Source organism: Ruixingdingia sedimenti (assembly GCF_031432425.1).
Taxonomy (GTDB): Bacteria; Pseudomonadota; Alphaproteobacteria; order Rhodobacterales; family Rhodobacteraceae; genus Ruixingdingia; species Ruixingdingia sedimenti.
Genome location: NZ_JAVKPH010000106.1, coordinates 1 through 1,430, shown reverse-complemented (window position 1 = coordinate 1,430; position 1,430 = coordinate 1). Strand labels below are relative to the sequence as shown.

1 protein-coding gene and 1 pseudogene are annotated in these 1,430 nt (G+C 69.2%); both read right to left on the bottom strand.

Translation table 11 applies throughout. The features are described 5' to 3' along the window. Positions 1-560: pseudogene (locus RGD00_RS23265) on the bottom strand (hypothetical protein); the annotation flags it as partial. 277 nt (positions 561-837) lie between these two features. Beyond that, the coding region (locus RGD00_RS23260; protein ID WP_310459610.1) for a phage virion morphogenesis protein at positions 838-1,430 on the bottom strand (593 nt) is incomplete at its 5' end.

Below are 1,430 nucleotides of genomic sequence, written 5' to 3'. Positions count from 1 at the left end.
AGCGCGCGGTCGGCGTCCTCCAGCCCGAATTTCTCGATGATCAGGTCGCGCAGGAGGCGCAGCAGCGAGGCGGTCTCCTCGAGACCGCCGCCACCGAAGGCCGAAGTGAACACGGCGGCGGCAGGCGCATCGGTCGAGAACTTCGCGTTCTTCAGCCCGGATACGGCGGGGGCGGCCGCGCCGAGGAAGCCGACGTGCTTGGGATACCAGGTGCCCGGTACCGGGTTGTGCGCTTGGCCGGGCGCGAAATAGGCCATCGACACTTTCCGGAACCGCCCGGCCTTCACCAGATCGGCGAACTGGGGCTCGATCTCGTGCAGGTTCGCATAGAGGCGTTCGGCCTGCGGATCGTAGTCGAAGCTCTCGACCCAGCCGAAGGCGGGCGCGTCGGTGTCCGGGTGCCCCACGACGACCGGCGCCGGTGCGATCTCGGGGTCGTAGGCGTCCGCGATCGCGCGCAGCTCCGCCGCGGTATAGGTGATCGGTTCGCCATCCATCGGGCGGAACGTGCCCGGGCGGAACACCTCGATACGGGCGGTCAGGGGCTGCGGGTCGGGCATGGGCGGTCATCCAGTTGGTGCTGGACGACCTTTGCGCGATCGGGGTGGGCATATCGCCCGGAGATGATCTCCGGTCAGCCCCGCCGCCGCGCGGTGCCTGTGCGGGCAGGATGCGCCGGCCGGTGCCGCCACTCAACCCCCAATCGGCGGCGGGCGGCGCGGATGCCCCTGCAAGCGATCCTAACGGGGGGCTAACAGGGGTCGGGCGGCTTTCGCGGGGCGTGACACCCCGGAAGAGGCGAGGCCGCTCAGCGGGCCGCTTTTGCGGGCGGTGCCGTCAGGGGGTCAGCCAGTCCTCCGCATCCTCCAGGATCGCCGCCTCGTCGGCCGCAGTCAGGCCGAGGAAGGGCCGGGCCGGAATGGTGATGCTGTGCGCGGGGATATCGACATCCGTGACATGGTTCGCGGCGGACTTCTTCACGAAGCGGCGGCCGATCTGCCCGGCATCGTCCTTCACGCGGTAGATCTTGGCCTTGCGGGCCTGCCGCTGGATCGTGCCGCCCAGCTGGTGGATGGCCGCATGGGCAACTGGCGACCCGATCCGCACCTCGTCCTCGGTCGCGATGTAGTTGATGGAGCCCGCGAGGGATGACCCGATCTTGCCCTTGCTGTTGGAGCGCAGGATGGTGAGCGGCAACTGCCCCTTGCGCTGGCGCGCCTTGATCGTCGCCGGCCGCAGTGGCTTCCAGGCGCGCCCGTCGGGATCGGTTTCGGTCGCGAAGCGATCCTTGGTCGAGGACAGCATCCGCTCGCCCACCGCCGCCATGAACGGCTGCCGGCGATCCATGCGCAGGAGCATCCCGCGCAGGGCTTCGCGGAGTTCCTCGTTGCGGAGCTCGACCTCGATACTGATGCCGGTCATCTTGAAAT